The sequence below is a fragment of the Dyella sp. 01N36 genome (assembly GCF_056399745.1).
The window spans coordinates 1-2482 of the sequence record NZ_JBFTRY010000316.1; the positions used below are offsets into that span (position 1 = coordinate 1).

Below are 2482 nucleotides of genomic sequence, written 5' to 3' on the forward strand. Positions count from 1 at the left end.
GTGGATGGGTCGCCATTTCCCCGTCACACGACCAGGCACGTGATCATGCACAAAGTACTCGTCACCGGCGGCGCCGGCTATATCGGGAGTCATGTCGTCCAGCAGCTGACGTCACGTGGCGAGCATGTGGTGGTGATCGACAACCTGAGCTCGGGTTATCGCGAGGCCGTGCAGGGTGCCGAGCTGGTGGTGGGCAATGTGGGCGATACCGCGCTGGTGGCCTCGGTGCTGCAGCATCACGGCATCGATGCCGTGCTGCACTTTGCGGCTCACACCGTTGTGCCCGAATCGGTGAGCGATCCGCTCAAGTACTACGGCAACAACACCTGCAATACGCGCAACCTGCTGGCGGCCTGTGCGGATTCGGGTGTCGACAAGTTCATTTTCTCGTCCACGGCAGCCGTGTACGGCCTGACCGAGCATGGCGTCGCCGATGAAGACACGCCGACCCAGCCCGCCAATCCGTATGGTCGCTCCAAGCTGATGTCGGAGATGATGCTCTGCGACCACTGCGCGACTGGGCAGATGCGTCATGTGATCCTGCGTTACTTCAATGTGGCCGGTTGCGATCCCAAGGGGCGCATCGGTCATTCGGCGCCATCGGCGACCTTGCTGATCAAGGCGGCGTGCGAGCATGCGGTGGGCAAGCGTGCATCGCTCGCCATCTACGGCACGGACTACGACACGCCCGACGGCACCGGCATTCGCGACTACATCCATGTGGAAGACCTAGCCACGGCTCATCTGCGTGCGCTGGACTATCTTCGCGAAGGTGGTGATTCGCTCAAGCTCAACTGCGGTTATGGCCATGGATACAGCGTGCGCGAAGTGCTCGATTCCGTGGCGCGGGTCGACGGGCACCCGCTCAATATCGTCGAGCTGCCGCGACGCGCCGGCGACCTTGGCATGCTCATCGCGTGCAGCGACCGGCTCAAGCAAGTGCTCGACTGGCAGCCGCAATACGACGATCTCGATTTCATCGTGCGCACAGCCCTGTTGTGGGAACGCAAGCTGGTAAGCAAGCCTGCGCCATTGTCGTCGGTGGCGTGATGACGGGAAGCGCGCCCGCGTTGGTTTCCCGCCCGATAGGGGGACGTAGGCGCGGTGCAACTTCATTAGTGTGGCTCGCCCTGCTGCTGCCGATGACATGCTGGTCGGCGGGGCATACGCACAAGTCGCATGGCGCGCCCACCAAGACTACTGAAGCGCCCGCTGTTGCAGCACCTGCCGATAGTGCAGCTGTGCAACGCATCGTGGTGCATCAGAACGTGGGCGAAGGGCCAGAGGTTCGAGTCTCCGTAGGCATTCCTTTTCCGCCATCGACGCTACGCGATGTGCAGCAGCTGCGCATACTCGATGCGGCGGGCAACGAAGTGCCATCGCACGTGGACGCGACCCTGCTCTGGTATGCGCGCGATCGCAGCATTCGGGCGGTACGCGCCCAGTTTCATGCCCAACTAACCAAGGGTGAGGGCACCTATTATTTCTCGATCGGCAAGCCGCGTACCCGCGACGCGCCCGGCTGGCCGTATGCGCAGGAACTGGTGACGGATGGGCAAGGCGTGCGTGTGGCTGCCGCTCTCGCAACACTGGAACCGGCGTGGCTTTGTGCGTCGCTGATTGCCGGCCCGCAGACGCCTGCCACCAAGGGCGAGGCCTACGCCAACTACGTGTCCACCCAATTCGATTGGGCGAAGAAGCTGCCGGCCGACGATCACACCGCGTGGCTGTTCGATCGCCCCAGCACGTTGTTCAAGGCCTATGTGCGAACGGGCCGCTTTGATTACCTGCAAGCCGCCGATCAGAGCTATCACTTCTACATGAAGTACATCAAGCGGGATGGCATGCCGTTCAGTCCGTTCTGCGCGGGCGGCTGGACCATGGGTAAGGAGCCGTGCGACGTGAAATACGTCTACGTCGAGCCCATCCTGCTGGCTCTGGCGCTCACCGGCGACGATAGCGAACACGATAGGGAGACCGTCGACAAGATGGTCATCCTGTGGCAACACGGCGGCTGGAGCGGCACGCCGGGACCGTATACGAATCCGGGCGAGCGCTTCACCGAGCGCCTGGCGGGGCTGGGCCTGCTGGCCACCATCAACGCCTATGAACTGACTGGCGAGACGCGCTATCTCGCCCATGCGCGCGAACGCGTGAGCTGGCTCTATGACCATCAGCGCAGCAACCCGGACAAACTCGGCGTCGACGGCTCGTGGCGCAACAGCTGGAACCTGCACGAAGACGATTCCTGGAACCCGCAACACGATGTGCGCGGGTCCTCGCCGTGGATGAGCGAGAACATCATCGACGGCCTCTGGCACACCTGGCTGGTCACGGGCGACCACCGCATCCCGGACATGATCACGGCCTTTGGGCGTTACCTGGAGCGCTACGGCTGGATCGACGTGAACACCATCGTGCAGGGTCACGAGTGGCGCAATCCGTGCTCCGGTGAGAAAGGGCAGATCGCCTGGTACTGGGC

General features: G+C 63.0%; 2 protein-coding genes. Both read left to right on the top strand.

All coding sequences use genetic code 11. The annotated features are described in order from the left end of the window. Positions 1-1050: UDP-glucose 4-epimerase GalE (galE, locus tag AC1DMG_RS21590; protein ID WP_477181094.1), on the top strand; the 1050-nt coding region annotated here is incomplete at its 5' end. A 68-nt stretch (positions 1051-1118) separates the two neighbouring features. Beyond that, positions 1119-2482 (top strand): hypothetical protein (locus AC1DMG_RS21595; protein WP_477181095.1); only part of this gene is annotated, 1364 nt, incomplete at its 3' end.